Source organism: Rhodococcus sp. YH1 (genome assembly GCF_009939605.1).
In the GTDB taxonomy this organism is placed as follows: Bacteria; Actinomycetota; Actinomycetes; order Mycobacteriales; family Mycobacteriaceae; genus Rhodococcus; species Rhodococcus aetherivorans.
In genome coordinates this window covers 1-21,332 of record NZ_WVTE01000252.1, presented here as the reverse complement: position 1 = coordinate 21,332, position 21,332 = coordinate 1, and the positions used below count along the sequence as shown (strand labels likewise).

Annotated in this window: 15 protein-coding genes, 3 tRNA genes and 3 rRNA genes; 11 read left to right on the top strand and 10 right to left on the bottom strand. The window is 67.3% G+C overall.

What is annotated here, in order from left to right; all coding sequences use genetic code 11:
- Window positions 1-11: 11 nt before the first annotated feature.
- A complete protein-coding gene (gene wzm, locus AIIKEEIJ_RS24540; protein ID WP_006932781.1) occupies window positions 12-887 on the bottom strand; it encodes a galactan export ABC transporter permease subunit Wzm/RfbD in 876 nt (291 codons plus the stop codon).
- A 38-nt stretch (window positions 888-925) separates the two neighbouring features.
- Window positions 926-1,513 (bottom strand): bacterial proteasome activator family protein, encoded by a 588-nt coding sequence (locus AIIKEEIJ_RS24535; protein ID WP_029547045.1) that lies wholly within the window; start codon window positions 1,511-1,513, stop codon window positions 926-928.
- 155 nt (window positions 1,514-1,668) lie between these two features.
- Here AIIKEEIJ_RS24535 and AIIKEEIJ_RS24530 point away from each other — a divergent pair, with 155 nt between their 5' ends.
- On the top strand, window positions 1,669-2,877 hold the full coding sequence (locus AIIKEEIJ_RS24530) for a cysteine desulfurase-like protein (protein ID WP_029547046.1): 1,209 nt from the start codon (window positions 1,669-1,671) through the stop codon (window positions 2,875-2,877).
- A 14-nt stretch (window positions 2,878-2,891) separates the two neighbouring features.
- Here AIIKEEIJ_RS24530 and AIIKEEIJ_RS24525 read toward each other — a convergent pair whose 3' ends face one another.
- Window positions 2,892-3,878 (bottom strand): NAD(P)H-quinone oxidoreductase, encoded by a 987-nt coding sequence (locus tag AIIKEEIJ_RS24525; protein ID WP_006932790.1) that lies wholly within the window; start codon window positions 3,876-3,878, stop codon window positions 2,892-2,894.
- Window positions 3,879-3,974: 96 nt separating this feature from the next.
- On the opposite strand from AIIKEEIJ_RS24525, the gene AIIKEEIJ_RS24520 reads away from it, so the two are divergent.
- The 4 genes from AIIKEEIJ_RS24520 to AIIKEEIJ_RS24505 all read left to right on the top strand — a co-directional run bounded on the left by AIIKEEIJ_RS24520 (window position 3,975) and on the right by AIIKEEIJ_RS24505 (window position 7,148).
- A complete protein-coding gene (locus tag AIIKEEIJ_RS24520; protein ID WP_006932792.1) occupies window positions 3,975-4,463 on the top strand; it encodes a MarR family winged helix-turn-helix transcriptional regulator in 489 nt (162 codons plus the stop codon).
- Between the two features lie 10 nt (window positions 4,464-4,473).
- Window positions 4,474-4,558: transfer RNA gene (locus AIIKEEIJ_RS24515), tRNA-Ser, on the top strand.
- 179 nt (window positions 4,559-4,737) lie between these two features.
- Window positions 4,738-6,048: a DUF1254 domain-containing protein gene (locus AIIKEEIJ_RS24510; protein ID WP_161996772.1), complete on the top strand. Its 1,311-nt coding sequence runs from the start codon at window positions 4,738-4,740 to the stop codon at window positions 6,046-6,048.
- 128 nt (window positions 6,049-6,176) lie between these two features.
- Window positions 6,177-7,148 carry an alpha/beta hydrolase gene (locus tag AIIKEEIJ_RS24505; RefSeq protein WP_029547048.1) on the top strand — a complete coding sequence of 324 codons (972 nt, stop codon included), beginning with the start codon at window positions 6,177-6,179 and terminating at the stop codon, window positions 7,146-7,148.
- Window positions 7,149-7,157: 9 nt separating this feature from the next.
- On the opposite strand, the gene AIIKEEIJ_RS24500 is transcribed toward AIIKEEIJ_RS24505, so the two are convergent.
- Both AIIKEEIJ_RS24500 and hisC read right to left on the bottom strand, forming a co-directional pair.
- Window positions 7,158-8,843 carry a 5'-nucleotidase C-terminal domain-containing protein gene (locus tag AIIKEEIJ_RS24500; RefSeq protein ID WP_202917550.1) on the bottom strand — a complete coding sequence of 562 codons (1,686 nt, stop codon included), beginning with the start codon at window positions 8,841-8,843 and terminating at the stop codon, window positions 7,158-7,160.
- 106 nt (window positions 8,844-8,949) lie between these two features.
- Window positions 8,950-10,035, bottom strand: a complete 1,086-nt coding sequence (gene hisC, locus AIIKEEIJ_RS24495) for a histidinol-phosphate transaminase (protein ID WP_029547050.1) — start codon at window positions 10,033-10,035, stop codon at window positions 8,950-8,952.
- A 63-nt stretch (window positions 10,036-10,098) separates the two neighbouring features.
- Between hisC and AIIKEEIJ_RS24490 the strand changes: the two genes are divergently transcribed.
- The 3 genes from AIIKEEIJ_RS24490 (at window position 10,099) to AIIKEEIJ_RS24480 (ending at window position 11,122) form a co-directional block, all read left to right on the top strand.
- On the top strand, window positions 10,099-10,806 hold the full coding sequence (locus AIIKEEIJ_RS24490) for a dienelactone hydrolase family protein (RefSeq protein ID WP_065923566.1): 708 nt from the start codon (window positions 10,099-10,101) through the stop codon (window positions 10,804-10,806).
- Between the two features lie 76 nt (window positions 10,807-10,882).
- Window positions 10,883-10,974, top strand: a tRNA-Ser gene (locus tag AIIKEEIJ_RS24485).
- 75 nt (window positions 10,975-11,049) lie between these two features.
- Window positions 11,050-11,122: transfer RNA gene (locus tag AIIKEEIJ_RS24480), tRNA-Arg, on the top strand.
- 79 nt (window positions 11,123-11,201) lie between these two features.
- Here AIIKEEIJ_RS24480 and AIIKEEIJ_RS24475 read toward each other — a convergent pair.
- The 5 genes from AIIKEEIJ_RS24475 to AIIKEEIJ_RS24455 all read right to left on the bottom strand — a co-directional run bounded on the left by AIIKEEIJ_RS24475 (window position 11,202) and on the right by AIIKEEIJ_RS24455 (window position 15,395).
- Window positions 11,202-12,554 carry an MBL fold metallo-hydrolase gene (locus AIIKEEIJ_RS24475; RefSeq protein WP_072633988.1) on the bottom strand — a complete coding sequence of 451 codons (1,353 nt, stop codon included), beginning with the start codon at window positions 12,552-12,554 and terminating at the stop codon, window positions 11,202-11,204.
- A gap of 87 nt (window positions 12,555-12,641) precedes the next feature.
- The gene (locus AIIKEEIJ_RS24470; RefSeq protein ID WP_161996765.1) at window positions 12,642-13,415 is read right to left on the bottom strand and encodes a TSUP family transporter; all 774 of its coding nucleotides are present in this window, start codon (window positions 13,413-13,415) and stop codon (window positions 12,642-12,644) included.
- A gap of 18 nt (window positions 13,416-13,433) precedes the next feature.
- A complete protein-coding gene (locus AIIKEEIJ_RS24465) occupies window positions 13,434-13,859 on the bottom strand; it encodes a very short patch repair endonuclease (RefSeq protein WP_029547054.1) in 426 nt (141 codons plus the stop codon).
- Between the two features lie 17 nt (window positions 13,860-13,876).
- Entirely contained in the window at window positions 13,877-15,022 is a 1,146-nt protein-coding gene (locus tag AIIKEEIJ_RS24460) for a DNA (cytosine-5-)-methyltransferase (RefSeq protein ID WP_161996770.1), read from the bottom strand.
- 97 nt (window positions 15,023-15,119) lie between these two features.
- Entirely contained in the window at window positions 15,120-15,395 is a 276-nt protein-coding gene (locus AIIKEEIJ_RS24455) for a hypothetical protein (RefSeq protein WP_161996764.1), read from the bottom strand.
- Between the two features lie 698 nt (window positions 15,396-16,093).
- On the opposite strand from AIIKEEIJ_RS24455, the gene AIIKEEIJ_RS24450 reads away from it, so the two are divergent.
- From AIIKEEIJ_RS24450 to rrf, 3 genes are all read left to right on the top strand, one after another.
- Window positions 16,094-17,616 (top strand): 16S ribosomal RNA (locus AIIKEEIJ_RS24450).
- Between the two features lie 297 nt (window positions 17,617-17,913).
- A 23S ribosomal RNA gene (locus AIIKEEIJ_RS24445) occupies window positions 17,914-21,050 on the top strand.
- A gap of 158 nt (window positions 21,051-21,208) precedes the next feature.
- Window positions 21,209-21,325, top strand: a 5S ribosomal RNA gene (gene rrf / locus AIIKEEIJ_RS24440).
- Together the 16S, 23S and 5S rRNA genes form the textbook arrangement of a ribosomal RNA operon.
- Window positions 21,326-21,332: the final 7 nt, after the last annotated feature.

Here is a 21,332-nt window from a genome sequence, read left to right as displayed (position 1 = left end):
ATGACGGCCCCTTAGACCCAGTAGGGCACGCGGGCCCGGTACTTACGCAGCGCCAGCAGCGCCAGTCCCCAGCCGGCCACGGTGATCGCCAGCACGATGTACCAGTGGTAGGCCTGCTGGTCCTGGCCGATCATCGGCGCCCGGATGATGTCGAGGTAGTGGAACAGCGGGTTGATCTCGGCCAGCTTGACGCGCTGGGCGGCCTGCCCGCCCTGCGCCTCGAGGCTCTGCGTCGTCCACATGATCGGGGTGAGCACGAACAGCAGCAGTGTGAGGCTGGACAGGATCGGGGCGATGTCGCGGTAGCGGGTGGCGAAGATGCCGAACAGGATCGCCACCCAGACGGCGTTGAGCACGATCAGGCCCAGCGCCGGGATCGCCGCGAGGGACGTCCAGGTCAGGTCTCGCCACACTCCGAAGGCGAAGATCATGATCACGTAGATCACGAGGTTGTGGGCGAAGAACAGCAACTGCCGCCACACGAGCCGGTAGATGTGCACGCTCAGCGCCGACGGCAACTGCTTGATCAGGCCCTCGTTGGCGATGAACACCTCCGAGCCCTCCAGGATGGAGGCGCTGATCATGTTCCAGACGATCAGTCCGACCGTCACGTACGGCAGGAACTCGTCGAGCGGAATGTCCAGCAGCGCGGCGTACAGGATGCCGATGGCGGTGGCCTGGACACCGGTGGCGATGGTGATCCAGAACGGACCGATGACCGAGCGCCGGTAGCGCTGCTTGATGTCCTGCCAGGCCAGGCTGAGCCACAGCTCGCGCTGGGCGAAGCCGTCGCGCAGATCCTTCAGGCCGCGCCGGAAGGTCTGCGAATCCGACACCACCGGAGAGTCCGCGGCGGTGGGCTCGGGATCGAGGGCAGAAGCTGACACGAGGTCCGAGCCTACCGGGGATCGTGGACGGGCCGTCGCTACAGGTACTGACCGGTACCCGGGGCACCCGGTCCCGGGCCGTGCCGTTCGTCGGGGCGCGGTCCGCCCCCCAGCATGCCCGGCGGCAGCGCACCCTGACGCATCTGCTCGAGCTGCGCCCGCGCCGCCATCTGCTGCGCGAACAGTGCCGTCTGGATGCCGTGGAACAGGCCCTCGAGCCAACCGACGAGCTGAGCGTGCGCGATCCGCAGCTCCGCGTCGGACGGCACCTCGTCCTGACCGAAGGGCAACGCGAGCCGTTGGAGTTCCTCGCGCAGTTCCGGGGCGAGGCCCTCGCCGAGCTCCTGGATGGAGGACTGGTGGATCTCGCGCAGACGGGCACGGCTCGCATCGTCGAGCGGCGCGGCGCGGACCTCCTCGAGCAGCTGCTTGATCATGGTGCCGATCCGCATGACCTTCGCCGGCTGCTCGACCATGTCGGCGAGCGACTCGGCGTCATCCGGCTTCTCCTGGGGCTCGGCGGCGGACTCCCGCGGATCACCGGAGGCGGTACCGTCGCGCTGGACCGCGACGGGATTGCCGTCGGGTCCGATCACGAGGACGTGCTCATTCTCCGAATGCGTCATGGTTCCATCTTGTCCTCTCGCCGGTGCCGTTGCCGAGTCAGGTTCCCGATACGGGAGGTTTCACCCGACATTGCGCTCCGTACGTGCACCTTCGGAGGGCGTACGGGACCGACGTGGACGACACACGATTGACACCGGGATTTAGAGTGTCACGCATGGCTTACGACGTTGCCCGGATCCGGGGGTTGATTCCCTCGCTCGGCGACGGTTGGATCCATCTCGACCCACAGGCCGGAATGCAGATTCCCGACGCGGTCTCCCGCGCGGTGTCGACGGCATTCCGCAACGCCGCGGCGTCCCCGACGGGCCGGCACACCTCCAACCGTCGGAGCGCGTCGCTGCTGCAGGCGGCGCGCGTCGCCGTCGCCGATCTCGTCGGCGGTGACCCGGCGGGTGTGGTGCTCGGACCGGATCGGGCGGTCCTGCTGGCCTGGCTCGCGGAGTCGCTCAGTTCCCGGCTCGGGCTCGGCACCGGGCTCGTGCTGTCCCGGCTGGACGACGAGGCCAACGTGGCACCGTGGCTGCGCGTCGCGAGCCGCTACGGCGCCCAGGTCCGGTGGGCCGAGGTCGAGATCGAGACGTGCGAGCTGCCGAGCTGGCAGTTCGAGGAACTGATCACTCCCACCACCCGGCTCGTCGCGCTGACCGCCGCGTCGTCGCTCGTAGGTTCCGCGCCGGACGTGCGCGTCGCCGCCGACCGGCTCCACGAGGTCGGCGGGCTCATGGTGGTCGACGCAGCCGGGGCCGCGCCCTACGCGCACGTCGACATCCACGAACTCGGCGCCGACGTGCTCGCGGTCAACGCGTCCGCGTGGGGGGGACCGCAGGTCGGCGCCCTGGTGTTCCGCGACCCGGCGCAACTCGACCGGATCCCGGCGGTCTCCCTGGATCCGCACGCACGCGGCCCCGAGCGGCTCGAAGTCGGCGGCCATCAGTTCGCGATGCTCGCCGGGCTCGTCACGTCCGTCGACTTCCTCGCGGCCCTCGACGACGAGGCGACCGGCACGCGCCGCGAGCGTCTCGAAACGTCGATCAGTTCGCTGCAGGGCTACCAGGACCAGCTGTTCGAGCGGCTGATGCGCCTGCTCGACAACCTGCCCGACGTGATGGTGATCGGCCGTGCGTCGAGCCGCGTGCCGACGCTGAGCTTCACCGTCGCGGGGGTGCCCGCCGAGAAGGTCGCCGCGCATCTCGCCGACCGTCGCATCGCCACCGTCGCGGTCAGCCGCGGCACGAGCCGCCTGCTCGACTCGCTCGGCGTCAGCGACGAGGGCGGCGCGGTCACCATCGGCCTGGCCCCGTACACCACCCGCTACGAGCTCGACCAGCTGGTGCGCGAGCTGCGCAACCTCACCGCCTCCTGACCGGGCCGACCGGCCTAGTGCCGATCGATGCGCAGCACGACCTTGCCGACGGTGTCGGGGGAATCCAGCATCTCGTGGGCCCGCGCGGCCTCGGTGATCGGCACCTCTGCGTGTACGACGGGCCGGACCTGGGCCTCGGCGATCATCGGCCACACGTGCTCGCGAACCTGCGCGACGATCGTGCTCTTGCCGGAACGGCCGGTCTCCGGCCGCCCGCGCAGGCCCGTGGCGAGGACGTGCCCGCGCTTGGCGAGCAGCTTGCCGAGGTTGAGCTCGCCCTTCGCGCCGCCCTGCATGCCGATCACCACGAGCCGGCCGTCGGGGGAGAGCACGTCGACGTTGCGGGACAGGTAGGCCGCGCCCATGTTGTCGAGCACCACGTCGGCGCCGCCGAACCGGCCTCGGACCTCGGCGACGAAGTCCTGCGAGCGGTAGTCGATCGCGAGGTCGGCGCCGAGCTCACGGCAGTAGTCGAGCTTGCCGGCCGACGCGGTCACCGCGACCTTCGCGCCCAGCGCCTTGCCGACCTGGATGGCGTGGGTGCCGATGCCGCCCCCACCGCCGTGCACGAGCAGCACCTCACCGCGGCGCAGGCCCGCCGCCATCACCACGTTCGACCACACGGTGCACGCCACCTCGGGCAGTGACGCCGCCACCGCGAGATCCACGCCCTCCGGCACGGGCAGGACCTGTCCGGCAGGGACGACGACCTGCTCGGCGTAGCCGCCGCCGGTCAGCAGCGCGCACACCCGGTCGCCGATCGACCAGCCGCTCACGCCCTCACCGAGTTCGGCGATCACCCCCGAGCATTCGAGACCCAGGACGTCGCTCGACCCGGGCGGCGGCGGGTACAGGCCGCGGCGCTGCAGCAGATCGGCACGGTTGACGGCCGTCGCGGCCACGTCGATCAGGACCTGTCCGGGACCGGGGGTGGGGTCGGGCTGCTCGGCCCACTGCATGACCCCGGAGCCGCCGGGTTCGGTGATCGTGATTGCGCGCATGGGTTCGACGCTATCGCGACACGCCGACGCAGGGGCGACACGCAGCGAACTGACCGGCGAGTAACACAGACGACGGCCTGCCTCTACACTGCCCGCGTGACAGCCGAACTGCATGCCGACCGTCCCGATCCGCGCTGGCTCGACACGGACGAGCAGCGGGCATGGCGGGCCTACATCGACGGCAATCACCGGCTCATGGATCGACTCAATCGCGACCTGCAGGAGGCGCACGGCCTGTCCCTGGCCGAGTACCGGATCCTGGTGCTGCTCTCCGAGGCTCCCGACGGGGCGCTGCGCATGAGCGACCTCGCCGACGGGGTGCTGTCGTCCCGCAGTCGCCTCACCCACCAGATCCGCCGCATGGAGGCCGCGTCGATGGTGGTGCGCAGTTCCTGCCTCGAGGACGGCCGCGGCGTCCTCGCCACCCTCACCGACGAGGGCCGCCGCCGGCTCACCGAGGCCGCGCCCACGCACGTCGCCGGTGTGCGCCGCAACCTCGTCGACCTGCTCACGAGGACGCAGATCCGGACCCTCTCCGAGATCTTCACCAAGGTGGAGGCGGCCGTCGACGACAGGTGTGGTTAGGATTTGCCACGGAAGCGTGGCAGAGCGGCCGAATGCACTCGCCTTGAAAGCGAGCGTCGTGAGAGCGACCGGGGGTTCAAATCCCTCCGCTTCCGCCGGAAGGAGAGCCCGTCACCTGCGGCGTGTGTGCAGGTGACGGGCTTCGTCGTCGGACGCGCGCAGGTGGCACCGGAGCGCCCGGATCCGACGGCGAGTGTCGCTCCAGGAACGCGTTCTCGCCTCCTACACTGACGGAATGGCTGGCACAGCAGCTCGGGCGGCGGCAGCGCTCGCGGTGGGCCTGCTGACCGCCTGCGCGGCGCCGCATCCGGCAGCGGAACCGGAGCGGACCGCGGTCGACGTGGCCACCGACGGCTACGTCTACGGCTACGCGCCCGTGACGCTCGCGCGGACCCGGGCGAACATGCTCTGCCTGCTGCCGGTGAACCGGCTCCACCACCAGTCCGCGACGGCCGATCCCACCTCGCGCGTCGTCGTCGCCCCCAACGTCGACACACTGTATTCGATTGCGTGGCTGGATCTTCGGGAAGGACCGGTGCTGCTCACGCACCCGGAGGTGGGGGATCGGTACTTCGACTTCCAATTTCTCGACATCTATACCGACGTCTTCGCCAACGTCGGCACCCGGGCGACGGGATCGGCCGCGGGCGCCCACGTCGTCGTCCCACCGGGATGGGACGGTCCGCTGCCGGCGGGAGCGGCCGTGATCGAGTCACCCACGTGGGACGCCTGGATGATCGGCCGGACTCTCGTCGAGGCGCAGACCGACCTCGAGGCCGCCCGGGCCGTGCAGCGGCAGTACTCGCTCACCGTGCTGACCGCCCCCGTCGCCGATGCGCCGCCACCGCTGCCGCCGACCGCGTGCGGAAGCAACCCCGACCCGCAGGCGCTCGCGGCGTCGGGGCCGCAGTTCTTCGACGAGCTGTCGGCGATCCTGGCCGCGAACCCACCACCGCCCGCCGACGGACCGTTGCTCGACGAACTCGCCGGCCTCGGGGTCGGGCCCGGCGCCCGGCCGAGTGCCGGGCCGGCGGACACCGTCGCCGCACTCGCCACCGGGGTGATCCGCGGCGAGCGACGCATCCGGGACCTCGTCGACTCGGGCGAGCAGTCCGGTGCGGTGTGGGGCTCGCTGGCGACCGCGGGCCGGTACGGCACCGACTACCTGCAGCGCGCGGTGGTCGCGACGATCGGGCTCGGCGCGAACGTGCCGGAGGAATCGACGTACCACGTGGCCCGCACCGCGGCGGACGGATCGGCGCTGCGGGGCGAGGCCGGTTACCTCCTGCGCTTCCCGCCCGAGGGGCCGCCGGTGGACGACCGCGGCTTCTGGTCCGTCACCGTGTACGGCCCCGACATGTTCCTCGTCGCCAACCCTGTCGACCGCTACGCCGTCGGCGACCGGACGCCCGGACTGGTCCGTGGTCCCGACGGTGCGCTCGACGTGTGGGTCTCGTCCCGGCCGCCGGTGTCGGGCGGCTCGAACTGGCTGCCGGCGCCGCCCGGGGAATTCGTGCTGATGTTCCGGTCGTACCTGCCGACGGACCGGGCGTGGACCCCGCCGGAACCGACCCCACAGCCGTAGCCGGCGACGCGGTGCCCCACCGTCACCAAGGGCGGCGATCCGCGTTGGTGACGAGCCCCACTTTCTTGACCCGCCCCGGTCCGTACTGTGGAATCGGATTTTCCGAAGTCGGGGGACGAAGGAAGTTGATGCTCAGAGCTGTGGTCGCGACGCTCGTCGCGGCGTTCGTTTTGCCACTGTCCGTGACGTCCGTCGTGTCCGCCGAGCCGGCGGCATCCGCGCGGGTGGATCGGGTGGAGTCCCTCACCGCTCGACGCTCGGCGGTGTTCGTGTCCTCGCCGTCGATGCAGCGGGTCGTCCAGGTGCAGGTCCTGCACCCCGCCGGGGACGGGCCGCGCCCGTCCCTCTACCTGCTCGACGGCGTCAGCGCCGGCGCCGAGTCGGACTACCGCGAGAGCACGTGGACGCAGCGCACGGACCTCGTCGACTTCGTCGCCGACAAGAACGTGAACGTGGTGCTGCCGATCGGCGGTACCGCCAGCTACTACACGGACTGGCTCGCGCCGGACCCCGTTCTGGGCGTGAACGCGTGGGAGACCTTCCTGACGAAGGAACTGCCGCCGCTGATCGACGCCCGCTTCGCGGGCAACGGAGTGAACGCCATCGGCGGACTGTCGATGGGCGCGACGGGGGCGGCGAGCCTGATCGCCCGGAATCCGGACCTGTACCGGGGCGTGGCCGCGCTGAGCGGCTGCCTGGACACGTCGAAGGCGTCCGCGCAGGACGCGGTGCGCGGGACCGTCGCCTACAAGGGCGGCAATCCGGACAACATGTGGGGTGCACCGGGGGATCCGGCGTGGGCGGCACACGACCCGTACGCCCTGGCCGAGCGGCTGCGCGGCAAGGAGATCTTCATCAGCACCGGTAACGGCCTGCCCGGCCCGTACGACGTCGGCCCCGACGCGGAGGCTCTCGACGTGGGCGGACCGCTCGAGGTCGGCGCCTTCGTGTGCACGATCGGCTTCGACCGGCGGCTGCGGGAGCTGAGAATCCCCGCCACCATCGTCTACCGCCCGTACGGCACGCATTCGTGGCCCTACTGGCAGGACGACCTGCGCACCGCCTGGCCGACGCTCGAACGCGCCCTCGGTCTCGGCTGAGCGGTTCCGTCAGGGCAGCGCGATGCGGTCGGTGGCCGGCGGCGGGACGGGCGCGTGCTGTGCCAGGTAGTCGTTCAGGGCGTCGAGCTCGGCACCCGCCCCCGTCGCCCGTCGCGCCTGTGTGAACCCGGTGAATCCGTCGCCGCCCTCGGCGAGGAACCCGTTGACGACCACCCGGTAGGCCGCGGCCGCATCGAGCGGCCGATCGGCGATCGTGACATCCCGGATCCGGCTGCCGGGCGCCGCGGCCCGGTCGAGGACGTAGCGCAGGGTGTGCGACGGCGCGAGGATCCGTTCGCGGCCCGCGCCGGTTCCGTCCTGCTGGAACTGCTGCTCGAGGATCCCGACCAGTTCCGCACCGGTGAGCTCGAGCACCTGCAGCCGGTTCCCGAACGGCTGGGCTGCGTAGGCGTCGCCGTAGGTGACGACCCCGTCACCGGAATGCAGCAGGTCGGCGCGCACTCCACCGGGATTCGTGAGCGCGAGCTGCGCCCCGGCGGGTTCGGCGGCCGCCAGCTGCGCGTCCGCGACGAGGTTGCCGAGGGCCGACTCGCCGCTGGGCGCGGTATCGCGGGTCAGGTCGGCGGCGATGCGGCCGACGACGCGTTCGGCGACGTCGCGCGACTCGTCGACGGCCCGGTCCACGAACTGCTGCGTGCGCGGGTCGGGGGCGATGTCGTGCGTCACGATCTGATTGAACGCGTGGGTGCGGTCGCGCAGCACGTCGCGGCTCTCCCGGTCGATCGTCAGGTCCGCGACCGAGATGATGCGCCCGTGCGAGGCGCCCTGCAGCACGGTCCGGGGACTGCCCGCCGGGTCGGGGTAGCTGCAGTTGAAACTGTCGTCGCCGTCCGCGGTGACGATGACATCCACCTTCGGCGACACCTGGGTGGCGAGGCTGCGCGCGGGCCCGGCGGTGGCGTCGCACGGGTCGGTCCCGGCGGGCGGCGTCAACGCGCCCTTGTAGAGTAGGACGATCGAGCGGATGCCGAGGGCATCGAGCGCGTCGGCGGTGCGGTCGACGGCCGTGATCTCGTCGGTGAACTGCAGGCCGGCGATGTCGTCGCCGCGCACCACCTGCGGCGTGTCGTGGGGGGCGATGCCGATGACGCCGACCGGCACACCGTCGACGTAGTCCACGGTGAACGGCAGGGCCGCGGGGCTGCCGTCGGCGTCGGCGACGTTCGCCGCGATCAGCGGGAAGGTGGCTCCGGCGTACTCCTCGTCGTACCGGCAGCCCTCCGGGTGGCAGCCGCCGTCGCGCAGGCGCTGCAACTCGGCGTAGCCGTTGTCGAACTCGTGGTTGCCGAGGGCGGCCGCGGTCACGTCGAGGCCGTTGAGCAGGTCGACGGTGGGTTCGTCGTGGAACATCGCCGACTCGATCGGGGACGAGCCCCAGGTGTCGCCGACGGAGTAGAGCACCGAGTTGTCCGCCTGCGAGCGCAGCTGCCGGACGTAGGCGGCGAGATATGCGGCGCCGCCCGCCGGAACGGATGCGCCGTCGGAGCGGACGACGTCGCTGCGGGGGCCCTGGGGCGGGAGGAGGCTGCCGTGCAGGTCGCGGAAGGCGATGAGCCGCAGCGGCAGGGCGTCCGGGGGGATCGCGGTCGCGGGGGCCACGGCGAGCGACGTCCACAGCGCGCCGGTCAGCAGGGCCGCGGACAGGGTCCACCGGCGTGCCACGCCTGAACCCATCCGCACACTCCAACTTCCGTAGCCGACCGGACGAGTGTGCCAACGGATGGTCACGCGATCGCCACCCGGCGATAACGGTTGGGTCTCGTAGGCGTTCCTGCGCAGGTCAGGGCTTCGAGATTTCCGCGATCTCGACGCCCTTGCCGGTCGCAAATGCGAGGAACGCGTCGTTCTCGTGCGGATCGCCGATGGTCACCCGCACCCCGTCGTCCGCGTACTGGCGCACCAGCACACCGGCCTCCGCGCACGCCTCGGAGAACGCCGCCGACCGGTCACCGAGCGGCAACCACACGAAGTTGGCGTAGCTCTCCGGCACGGGATAGCCGGCGTCCACGAGCGCCGTCCGCACCCGGTCGCGCTCGGCGAGCACGCTGTCGGTGCGCTCGAGCAGTTCGTCGGCCGCCGCCAGGGACGCGATGGCCGCCTGCTGTGCGAGCGAGCTGACGCTGAACGGGGTGTGCACCTTGTTCAGGACCTTGATCACCGACGGGTCGCCGACGAGATAGCCGACCCGCAGGCCGGCCAGGCCGTAGGCCTTCGAGAAGGTCCGCAGCACCACGACGTTCGGCCGGCCGGCGGCGAGCGCGATCCCGTCCGCCTGCTCCTCGCCGGGCTTCGGGCGGGCGTATTCGAAGTAGGCCTCGTCGAGCGCGACGAGCACCTGCGGCGGCACCGCGTCGAGGAACCGTTCCAGCTCCGCTCTGCCCAGCAGCGCCCCGGTCGGGTTGTTGGGGTTGCAGACGAACACCACCCGGGTGCGGTCGGTGATCGCGGCGAGCATCGCGTCGAGGTCGTGGCCGTGCTCCGGGGTGTTGGGCACCGGCACCGACTTCGCGCCGGCCACCGCCGTCACCACCGGGTACGCCTCGAACGACCGCCAGGAGAACACGACCTCGTCGCCGTCGTTGCAGGTCGAGAGCACCAGTTCCTGGCACAGGCTCACCGAGCCGTTGCCCACGGCGATGTTCTCCGGCTTCACCCCCAGCCGCCCGGCCAGCGCGCCGATGAGCACGGCCGCCATGTTGTCCGGATACCGGTGGACCGTGTACGCCGCCTCGGCGATCGCGTCGCGCACGCTGGGCAGGGGACCGACGGTGGTCTCGTTGCTGGCGAGCTTGATCGCGCCCGGGAAACTGCGGCCGGGCACATAGGACGGGATCGAGGTGAGGTCGGGGCGGGTCCGTGGGGTCACCAGCCGATTATGCGCCCGGCGATTGCGTGCACGGTCGTGGTGGGTCGTGTCATCGTGGACGGTATGTCGGGAATCCACACTGCCGCGGCCCGGTTGCCGGACGGGTCGGGGCAGGTACCGCTGACCGTGTTTCGGCCGGAGGGTGCCATCCGCGGTGGCATCGTCGTGCTGCACGAATCCCGTGTGTTTCCGCCGGTCCTGCTGGCGTTCATGGAGGTTCTGGCTGCCGAGGGCTGGCTGGTCGTGGCTCCGAATCTGTTCCACCGCGAGTTCACCGAGGACGACGAGGTGTTCGGGCAGAACCTGTTCGACGACGTCGATGCCGCGATGGACTGGCTGGTACGCAGTGGGGTCTACCCGGACGCGGTCGGCGTGATCGGGTTCGACGACGCCGGGACGGCGGCGCTCATCGTCGCCGCCAATCGGCGGGTGGGTGCCGCGGTCACCGTCGCGGCGCACGGCATCGTGCAGCCGTTGCGGCCCGACGTTCCCGCACTCGTCGAGGCCGTGCGCAACCTGCAGGCGCCGTGGCTCGGTCTGTACGGCGAGGACGACCCGACCACCCCGACCGGCGACGTCGAGCAGCTGCGCGAGGCTGCCGGACAGGCCGACGCACCGACCCTGGTCATCGGTTACCCCGGCCTGGCGCATCGCCCCGACGAGCCGCCGGTCGAGCACGACACCGCCGATCCGGACACCGACCCGGCCGAGGCGGCGATCATCGACGCACGGCGCCGGATCTTCGACTGGTTCGACGCGCACCTGCGCTGACCAGGCGTTTTGCGTTTGCCGTCCGAACGTGTGTAATCTTTCGTCCCGGCGGTTCGAGAGAATCGAAACCCCCCAGGGAGGCGTGCCAGAGCGGCCGAATGGGACTCACTGCTAATGAGTTGTCCCCTTTACGGGGGACCGGAGGTTCAAATCCTCTCGCCTCCGCCACGTCGGTGCAGCGTCGCCGGCGACAACTGAATATGAAAAACAACTGCATACCAGAAACAACTACATACACGCACTGCGCCCGTAGCTCAACGGATAGAGCATCTGACTACGGATCAGAAGGTTAGGGGTTCGAATCCCTTCGGGCGCACAACGAAGAGCCCCTCACCCATTGTGGTGAGGGGCTCTCGCGTCGTGGCGGCCCCCCGGCCCCGACGACGGGGCAGGACCTACGACGTCCCGATCAGACCGTGGTCGTAGGCCTTCTCGAAGTCGTCGTTGACGAGGACGACGGTGCGGTCGATCCGGTCGATCATGGACGCGGCGACGGATGCCCGGTAGCCGGAGCCGCAGTGCACCCACACCTCCCCGCGGGGTACCTCGTCGAGCCGCTCGGCGAGGTCGTGCAGCGGGATGTTGACCGCTCCGCGCACGTGGCCGTCCTCGTACTCGTCCTTCTGGCGCACGTCGAGGACCCGGACCTGCTCGCTGTCGATCTCCCGGGTCAGCTCCGCGAAGTCCGAGACGCGGTACGACCGAAGTTCGTGTCCGTTGACCAGGGTGTGGATCTCGCCGACGGCCGCTCCGGCGAGTTCGTCGACGCCGATGCGGACCAGTTCGCGCTTGGCGTCGGCGATCTGCTCGTCGCTCTCGCCGATGAGGGTCAGTGGCGCACCCCACTTGTAGAGCCACCCCAGGTAGGTGACGAAGGAGGTGGACAGCTCGAAGCCGAGTGTGCCGCCCAGGTGTCCCGCGGCGAAGGCGGTGCGCTCGCGCAGATCGACGACCCACTCACCGGCGTCGATGCGCCGGCGCAGCTCGGCCGGGTCGACCGGCTCCGGCGCAGACAGGTCGAGCGGCGACGGACCCGCCCTGTTGATGACGCCCATGTGGGCGTAGTACGCGGGGTAGGTATTGAGTCCGGCGATGAGCTCGTCGACGTAGGCCTGCTCGTCGCGGGTCAGCGCCGGGTTGACGTCGCGTTGCTGCCCGACGGTGGACGAGTCGCCGCTGGTGGGGGTCGCCGAGCAGAAGCTGCCGAAGCCGTGGGTGGGATACACCGGAGTGTCGGCCGGCACTTCGTCGGCGATCCGTCGCACGGAGCGGAACTGTGCGTGGGTCAGTTCCTCGGTGTACTGCGGGCCGACGAGATCGGTGCGGCCGGTCGAGCCGTACAGCATCGACCCGCCGGTGAAGATCCCGTGCGTGCCGCCGGTCGCGTCGAGCAGCACATAGCTGACGTGGTGGTGGGTGTGCCCGGGGGTGTGCATCACCCGCAGCCGGATGGGACCGGCGTCGATCAGGTCGCCGTCGTGGACGGCACGTCGCTCGTAGTCCACGTCGTCGCCGGCTGGAACGATGTACTCGGCCTCGACGGCGCGGGACAGTTCCAGCCCACCGGTGACGTAGTCGTTGTGGATGTGGGTCTCGAGGACATGGGTGATGCGCGCTCCGCGGTCGTTGGCGAGCGCGAGCACTCGATCGATGTCCCGCTGTGGATCCACGACGACGGCGACGTCCGCCTCGGTGACGAGATAGCTGCGATCGCCGAGGCTCGAGGTTTCGATGATCGATACGTCCATGTCGATGCCTTTCCACGGTACTTCCACTATGCCCCCGGATACCCCGGGGCGTACAAAGAATGCGTGGAGTGCGGGAAGAGTTTCGGCTCAGCGCAGGAACAGTGTGTCCACCAGCACGTACGCGGCCACGAGGAAGACGAGATAGGCGAACCACCGCCGCAGCCGTCCGGTTTCCATGCGCGTGCCGAGGTGACCGGCGACAAGCGACGCGACGACCGCGGCCCCGGCGAACGCCGCCGTGATCGACCAGTCGATGTCGGCGTCCCCGAGATGCGCGATCAGCCCGGCCGCCGAGTTGGCGACGATGACGACGAGGGAGGTCCCGACGGCGACGCCCATCTCCAATCCGAGGAGCATCACCAGCGCGGGGATGATCAGGAAGCCGCCGCCGACGCCGAACAGGCCGGTCAAGAAGCCCACCCCCAGGCCGGCCGGGATCGCCCTCGGCGCGCATCGCTTCCAGTCGATGCCGAAGTCGCCGGTCTTGCACGCGGTCCCGGCGTCGTCGCTCTCGCGCAGCATCCGGATCCCCGCGACCACCATCACGACGGCGAAGCCCACCAGCAGCACCGGTTGCGGCAGCAGCGTGCCCACAGCCGTGCCGGCGAACGTCGCGGGGATGCCGGCCGCGGCGAACACCGCGGCCAGCCGCCAGTCGACCTGCCCGGCCCGAGCCTTGGGGATCGCCCCGGACAGGGCTGCGGCCCCGACGACGATCAGCGAGATCGGGATGGCCTGGCGGAAGTCGAGTCCGAGGCCGTACACCAGGGCGGGGACCGCCAGGATGGATCCGCCGCCCCCGAGGAGGCCGAGCAGGACCCCGATGACCGCTCCGAGAACGAGCGCGATCGCCGGTTGCACCGCTTCCTCCTTCGCCGGTCAGGAATCGGCAGTACCCGGTCCCGCCGCGAACAATGCGGCCTGCACCCGATCCGCGGCCTCCGCGGGGTCCTCGTGCTCCCAGATCCGCACCACCGTCCATCCGGCCGCGGCGAGCGCCGCGTCGGTGTCCCGGTCCCGGGCCACGTTCCCGGCGAGCTTGGCGGCCCACCACTCGGCGTTGTTCTTCGGATCGGTGGCGTGCTGCGGGCAACGATGCCAGAAGCACCCGTCGACATACACCGCAACGCGGCGGCGCGGGAACACCAGGTCGGCGCGACGACGGATCCCCGGCAGGGGAGCACGATCGACGAAGTAGCGCACCCCGCGACGATGCAACTCCCGGCGCAGGGCCACCTCGGGGACGGTGTCCCTGCGCCGCTGCCGGCTCATCCGGGCGCTGGTCTGCGGATCGGTGGAGGGCACGGCGGTCGGCTCCGTCCTCAGGCCGCGGCCTCGGGGAAGCCGCCCATGCGGTCCAGGTGGGATTCGACGTCGTCGAGGAAGCCGGGCACGAATCTCAGGTTCCCGGACCGGGCCCGCCGCAGGAAACCGGCGGTGGCCCGCGCCGACAGCAGGCGCGCGTCCTCCAGGAATCCGGCGAGATCCTCGTACGGTTCCTGCACCGGCCAGTGCGACTCGTACACCCGGAAAGCCCGCCGCCGCGCGCCCCAGGCGGCACTCGGCCAGGGGTCGCCGGGCCGCAGCGGGGTCTCGTGGTCGGGGGAGTAGTCGATCGGCCGCCCGAGCCGTCCACCGACCCACGCGGCCATGCGCACGCTCACTGCGTTGCCGACGAGTCGCCACCGATGCCCGGTCCGCACACCGGGCGCCTGGATGGCGGGTGCGGTCCAGTCGGGGTCGAAGCCCTGCAGCCGTTCGGCGTCGATCAGACCGGGAGTGACGATCTCGCCCGACGGCAGCCGCACTGCCGGCGGACTCGCGATGCCCACCGTGGAGCCGCCCTTGAGCGTGGGCACGGCGTTTACCGCCCAGCCGAGACCGCGCACGCCTTCGGTCCAGTAGAACCCGCACGGGTGGGTGCCGGGATCGCCTTCCGCCGGGGCGCCGGCGTCCTCGCCGAACAACACCGTCCGGGGGTCGTCGGTGCGCGAGGCGAGCATGAGCACCCGCTGCCGGCGCTGCGGGAGTCCGAACGCGCGGGCATCGACGACCCGGTACGCCCACGCGTACCCGAGATCCTCGAGCGCATCGGTGATGTGACGCATCGCGGCGCCGCGTCCGAGTTGCAGCATGAAGGGGACGTTCTCGATGAGCAGCCATCGCGGGCCCTGCTTGCGCCGCACCAACCGGAACACCTCGTCGACGAGGCCCGACCGGGAGCCGGTGATGCCGGCGGTCCTGCCGGCCTGCGACAGGTCCTGGCACGGAAAGCCCGCGGTGACGACCTCGGTTGCCTGGGGCAGGGAACGGAGGCGGGTGACGTCGGTGTGCAGAGGTACATCGGCGAAGCGGGCGCGGAGCACGGCCTGGGCTCCGGCGTCGATCTCGCAGAGCAGTTCGGTGCGCCAGCCGTGCTCGGCCAGGCCGAGCTCGAGTCCGCCGATACCGGCGAACAAACCCACCATGTTCCCGGTCGACGTCACGGCACCCTTTCTCGCTTTGCTCACGGAGCACGTTACTCGAGAATTCGGGCGGCCCGTGCCGCGACGCGAGATGCAATGATCACGTCCGCCGAAAGAGCGAGGCGTGTGCCTCGGGGGACGCGATCGACTCGAAGACGGCCTTCATCCGGACCACGGCCTCGATCCGGCGGGCCACGCTCGGTGCGACGTCACCCGCACAGTCGCCGGCCTCGCGGTCGCCGATGCCGAGGAGGAGCTCGTCGAGCGCGGCGAGGTAGTCCTGGCAGGCCGCCGCGCACGTCGCTGCCGCGGGGGACCCCGAGCCGGGTCCGTCCGCCCGGCCCGGCGGGACGATCTCTGCGGGAAAGCCCCTCATGGGTCTCCTATGCCTGACGTGATCGGGGACGCGCGCCGCGGAACGACAACGACGGTGCCACGCAGTGCGCACGCCGGCTACGGTCCGCGCGGGGACTGCCACGAGGCGGACGCCTCGGAAGGTGAGACGCAGTGGCACAGGGGATGGTTCCGCGTCGCGGAAACAGCCGTCCTCGCGGGCAAACACCCGTCCTGACCTGGCGATTTGGCGCGGGGTCGAAGGATCACGTAACTTATTCCAGGTCAGAGCGACACGGACACCGACCCGGCCCGCAGGGGCCCGGGAAAACGAGGTTGGACGCAGGCGCCTGATTAACCCGATTGAAAACCTTCTGGTAAGGTTTCCAATCGCTCCTGAGATCGGATCGGCCGCGGATTTTGATTCCGAAAGCCCCCGATGTTAGGCTGGAACGGTTGCCCCGGAGTGAAGCACTGAAAAGTGCGGAGCGATGGTGTGCGCGTGTTCTTTGAGAACTCAACAGTGTGCCGATGAATGTCAGTGCCAAATATTTTGTTTGGTGCGATCAGATCAGACGCCGACCATGGTGTCAAGCCGATGAGGTGTCGTGAGATGATCGTTGCTGGCTGCCGCATTCTTCCGTCTGTGGTGGTCAGTGTTTTTGCTGGTTTGAGTTTTTTGCTGGTGATTTGGCTCGATGTCTATGACTGATCGGCCCTTCGGGGTTTGATTGTGAGTCTTCAACGGAGAGTTTGATCCTGGCTCAGGACGAACGCTGGCGGCGTGCTTAACACATGCAAGTCGAACGATGAAGCCCAGCTTGCTGGGTGGATTAGTGGCGAACGGGTGAGTAACACGTGGGTGATCTGCCCTGCACTTCGGGATAAGCCTGGGAAACTGGGTCTAATACCGGATAGGACCTCGGGATGCATGTTCCGGGGTGGAAAGGTTTTCCGGTGCAGGATGGGCCCGCGGCCTATCAGCTTGTTGGTGGGGTAACGGCCCACCAAGGCGACGACGGGTAGCCGGCCTGAGAGGGCGACCGGCCACACTGGGACTGAGACACGGCCCAGACTCCTACGGGAGGCAGCAGTGGGGAATATTGCACAATGGGCGCAAGCCTGATGCAGCGACGCCGCGTGAGGGATGACGGCCTTCGGGTTGTAAACCTCTTTCAGTACCGACGAAGCGCGAGTGACGGTAGGTACAGAAGAAGCACCGGCCAACTACGTGCCAGCAGCCGCGGTAATACGTAGGGTGCGAGCGTTGTCCGGAATTACTGGGCGTAAAGAGCTCGTAGGCGGTTTGTCGCGTCGTCTGTGAAAACCCGCAGCTCAACTGCGGGCTTGCAGGCGATACGGGCAGACTTGAGTACTGCAGGGGAGACTGGAATTCCTGGTGTAGCGGTGAAATGCGCAGATATCAGGAGGAACACCGGTGGCGAAGGCGGGTCTCTGGGCAGTAACTGACGCTGAGGAGCGAAAGCGTGGGTAGCGAACAGGATTAGATACCCTGGTAGTCCACGCCGTAAACGGTGGGCGCTAGGTGTGGGTTTCCTTCCACGGGATCCGTGCCGTAGCTAACGCATTAAGCGCCCCGCCTGGGGAGTACGGCCGCAAGGCTAAAACTCAAAGGAATTGACGGGGGCCCGCACAAGCGGCGGAGCATGTGGATTAATTCGATGCAACGCGAAGAACCTTACCTGGGTTTGACATACACCGGACCGCCCCAGAGATGGGGTTTCCCTTGTGGTCGGTGTACAGGTGGTGCATGGCTGTCGTCAGCTCGTGTCGTGAGATGTTGGGTTAAGTCCCGCAACGAGCGCAACCCTTGTCCTGTGTTGCCAGCAAGTAAAGTTGGGGACTCGCAGGAGACTGCCGGGGTCAACTCGGAGGAAGGTGGGGACGACGTCAAGTCATCATGCCCCTTATGTCCAGGGCTTCACACATGCTACAATGGCCGGTACAGAGGGCTGCGATACCGCGAGGTGGAGCGAATCCCTTAAAGCCGGTCTCAGTTCGGATCGGGGTCTGCAACTCGACCCCGTGAAGTCGGAGTCGCTAGTAATCGCAGATCAGCAACGCTGCGGTGAATACGTTCCCGGGCCTTGTACACACCGCCCGTCACGTCATGAAAGTCGGTAACACCCGAAGCCGGTGGCCTAACCCCTCGTGGGAGGGAGCCGTCGAAGGTGGGATCGGCGATTGGGACGAAGTCGTAACAAGGTAGCCGTACCGGAAGGTGCGGCTGGATCACCTCCTTTCTAAGGAGCAACTCCTTGCTCGGACCAGCACACAGGTGCCGGGGGAGCGAGGCAGAGCCATTTCGGATTCACACGTAATCCGGTGGTGCTCATGGGTGGAACGCTGACAGTCATCACCGCGCGGGAAGGACCCGAGTGTCCTTCTGCGGTGGTTATATCGGTGCACTGTTGGGTCCTGAGAGAACACGCGAGTGTTTTGTCAGCGACGATGCTCATCAAAGCTTCCGCCGGTCGGTGGGGTGAGTAGTGGGTGTTGTGTGTTGTTTGAGAACTGCACAGTGGACGCGAGCATCTTTGTTGTAAGTGTTTATGAGCGTACGGTGGATGCCTTGGCACCAGGAGCCGATGAAGGACGTGGGAGGCTGCGATATGCCTCGGGGAGCTGTCAACCGAGCTGTGATCCGAGGATTTCCGAATGGGGAAACCCAGCACGAGTGATGTCGTGTTACCCGCGCCTGAATATATAGGGCGTGTGGAGGGAACGTGGGGAAGTGAAACATCTCAGTACCCACAGGAAGAGAAAACAACATGTGATTCCGTGAGTAGTGGCGAGCGAAAACGGAAGAGGCTAAACCGCGGGTGTGTGAGAGCTGGCAGGCGTTGCACTCGTGGGGTCGTGGGGCCCTTCTTCCCATCACTGTCATGGTGGGCGAGAGTAAGAAACCGGTGTGTTAGTCGAAATGGTCTGGAACGGCCTGTCGTAGAGGGTGAGAATCCCGTAGACGAAAACATGCCGGCTCTCGTGGAGGGTACCCGAGTAGCAGCGGGCCCGTGAAATCTGCTGTGAATCCGTCGGGACCACCCGATAAGCCTGAATACTCCCTGGTGACCGATAGCGGACTAGTACCGTGAGGGAAAGGTGAAAAGTACCCCGGGAGGGGAGTGAAATAGTACCTGAAACCGTGCGCTTACAATCCGTCGGAGCCTTCGAGCAGTTTGGTCTGCTGGGGGTGACGGCGTGCCTTTTGAAGAATGAGCCTGCGAGTTAGTGGCATGTCGCGAGGTTAACCCGTGTGGGGTAGTCGTAGCGAAAGCGAGTCCGAACAGGGCGTCTGTAGTGGCATGTTCTAGACCCGAAGCGGAGTGATCTACCCATGGCCAGGGTGAAGCGACGGTAAGACGTCGTGGAGGCCCGAACCCACTTAGGTTGAAAACTGAGGGGATGAGCTGTGGGTAGGGGTGAAAGGCCAATCAAACTCCGTGATAGCTGGTTCTCCCCGAAATGCATTTAGGTGCAGCGTCGCGTGTTTCTCACCGGAGGTAGAGCTACTGGATGGTCTAGGGGGCCCACAAGCTTACCGAAATCAGCCAAACTCCGAATGCCGGTGAGTGAGAGCGCGGCAGTGAGACTGCGGGGGATAAGCTTCGTAGTCGAGAGGGAAACAGCCCAGATCGCCGGCTAAGGCCCCTAAGCGTGTACTAAGTGGAAAAGGATGTGGGATCGCTGAGACAACCAGGAGGTTGGCTTAGAAGCAGCCACCCTTGAAAGAGTGCGTAATAGCTCACTGGTCAAGTGGTTCTGCGCCGACAATGTAGCGGGGCTCAAGTACACCGCCGAAGCCGCGGCACTCGCACAACACCCCGGAGGGTCCACGGATCGTCCGGCAGTGGTGCGGGTGGGTAGGGGAGCGTCGTGCAGCCGGGGAAGCGCCGGAGTGATCCAGGTGTGGAGGCTGCGCGAGTGAGAATGCAGGCATGAGTAGCGAAAGACGAGTGAGAAACTCGTCCGCCGAATGACCAAGGGTTCCTGGGCCAGGTTAATCCGCCCAGGGTGAGTCGGGACCTAAGGCGAGGCCGACAGGCGTAGTCGATGGACAACGGGTTGATATTCCCGTACCCGTGTGAACGCGCCCCTGGTGAATCATCGGTACTAACCGTCCAAAGGGTGATCGAGTTCCTTCGGGAGCCGAGAGCCTGCTGCACGGGACCTTCGGTGGTAGTAGCCAAGCGATGGGGTGACGCAGGAAGGTAGTGGGGCCGGTCAGTGGTTGTACCGGTGTAAGCCCGTAGGGCGTGACACAGGCAAATCCGTGTCGCACACAGCCTGAGAGGTGATGCGTAGCCGAATGAGGCGAATTCCATGATCCTATGCTGCCGAGAAAAGCCTCTAGCGAGCTTTCACACGGCCCGTACCCCAAACCGACACAGGTGGTCAGGTAGAGAATACCGAGGCGATCGAGAGAACTGTGGTTAAGGAACTCGGCAAAATGCCCCCGTAACTTCGGGAGAAGGGGGACCAGTCCCGGTGACCGGACTTGCTCCGTGAGCCGGGGGTGGTCGCAGAGACCAGAGAGAAGCGACTGTTTACTAAAAACACAGGTCCGTGCGAAGTCGTAAGACGAGGTATACGGACTGACGCCTGCCCGGTGCTGGAAGGTTAAGAGGACCGGTCAGCGGAGTTCACTCCGCGAAGCTGAGAATTTAAGCCCCAGTAAACGGCGGTGGTAACTATAACCATCCTAAGGTAGCGAAATTCCTTGTCGGGTAAGTTCCGACCTGCACGAATGGCGTAACGACTTCTCTGCTGTCTCAACCACAGACTCGGCGAAATTGCACTACGAGTAAAGATGCTCGTTACGCGCGGCAGGACGAAAAGACCCCGGGACCTTCACTACAGCTTGGTATTGGTGTTCGGTTCGGTTTGTGTAGGATAGGTGGGAGACTGGGAAGCCCGCACGCCAGTGTGGGTGGAGTCGTTGTTGAAATACCACTCTGATCGTATTGGACCTCTAACCTCGGACCCTGATCGGGTTCAGGGACAGTGCCTGGTGGGTAGTTTAACTGGGGCGGTTGCCTCCCAAAATGTAACGGAGGCGCCCAAAGGTTCCCTCAGCCTGGTTGGCAATCAGGTGTCGAGTGCAAGTGCACAAGGGAGCTTGACTGTGAGACCGACAGGTCGAGCAGGGACGAAAGTCGGGACTAGTGATCCGGCACCGGCATGTGGAAGCGGTGTCGCTCAACGGATAAAAGGTACCCCGGGGATAACAGGCTGATCTTCCCCAAGAGTCCATATCGACGGGATGGTTTGGCACCTCGATGTCGGCTCGTCGCATCCTGGGGCTGGAGTAGGTCCCAAGGGTTGGGCTGTTCGCCCATTAAAGCGGCACGCGAGCTGGGTTTAGAACGTCGTGAGACAGTTCGGTCTCTATCCGCCGCGCGCGTTAGAAACTTGAGGAAGGCTGTCCCTAGTACGAGAGGACCGGGACGGACGAACCTCTGGTGTGCCAGTTGTCCCGCCAGGGGCACGGCTGGTTGGCTACGTTCGGAAGGGATAACCGCTGAAAGCATCTAAGCGGGAAGCCTGTTCCAAGATGAGGTTTCTCACCCCCTCGAGGGGGTAAGGCCCCCGGCAGACCACCGGGTTGATAGGCCGGAACTGGAAGTGCGGTAACGCATGCAGGTGACCGGTACTAATAGGCCGAGGACTTACCACAAAGAAGCTACGCGTCCACTGTGCGGTATCTGAAACAACACACCCGATTCACACGCTGTTCGTGAATCGAGTGAAGGCGAAGCCCCCGGAACAAGGGGGGGCAGCGTTCACTCGATCGTTCACGAGCGAAGCGAGTGGGTATGGGTCGTTTCACAGAGTTACGGCGGCCATAGCGGAGGGGAAACGCCCGGTCCCATTCCGAACCCGGAAGCTAAGCCCTCCAGCGCCGATGGTACTGCACCCGACAGGGTGTGGGAGAGTAGGACACCGCCGAACACCCGTT